The sequence below is a fragment of the Citrobacter sp. TBCS-14 genome, from assembly GCF_005280805.1.
GTDB classification, from domain to species: domain Bacteria; phylum Pseudomonadota; class Gammaproteobacteria; order Enterobacterales; family Enterobacteriaceae; genus Citrobacter; species Citrobacter gillenii.
The window spans coordinates 1-552 of record NZ_SZWM01000277.1; the positions used below are offsets into that span (position 1 = coordinate 1).

A 552-nucleotide genomic window follows, 5' to 3' on the forward strand; every position below is an offset into this window, starting at 1 on the left:
GCCGCTAAGTTACGAGCAGTTCTCTCACGGCTGGCAGGCCGTGTTTGTCGCCTTGCGCCCTGAGGTTATCGACATCATGCATAAGCTGCGTGAGCAGGGGCATCGTGTCGTTGTGTTATCAAATACTAACCGCCTGCACACCACGTTTTGGCCGGATGAATACCCCGAGATCCGTCAGGCTGCTGACCATATTTATCTTTCNCCATATCTATCTTTCCCAGGAACTCGGCATGCGTAAACCCGAAGCGCGGATTTACCAGCATGTTCTGCAGTCCGAAGGTTTTTCTGCCGCAGATACGGTCTTTTTTGATGATAACGCCGATAATATTGAAGGGGCTAACCGGTTAGGGATCACCAGTATCCAGGTCGTCGATAAAAAGACGATTCCTGACTATTTCGCGACGTTGTTATGCTAAAAAATGTTCGGCAACAGGCCAGGCATCATACGCGTCCTGTACGAGACTGGCTGAAGCTATTATGGCGGCGGATTGATGAGGACAATATGACGACGCTGGCAGGGAATCTTGCCTACGTTTCATTGCTCTCATTAGT

The 552-nt window shown here is 50.1% G+C and carries 1 protein-coding gene and 1 pseudogene (1 of these 2 only partly in view); both read left to right on the forward strand.

Features of this window, described 5'->3' with window-relative positions; translation table 11 throughout:
• Positions 1-416, forward strand: a pseudogene (locus FDX22_RS12495) (HAD-IA family hydrolase); the annotation flags it as partial.
• Positions 410-552, forward strand: part of the annotated coding region (locus FDX22_RS12500; RefSeq protein WP_146717272.1) for a YihY family inner membrane protein (this coding region is incomplete at its 3' end). The annotated region continues 308 nt past the right edge of the window; 143 of its 451 annotated nt are in view. The pseudogene FDX22_RS12495 and the gene FDX22_RS12500, both read left to right, overlap by 7 nt.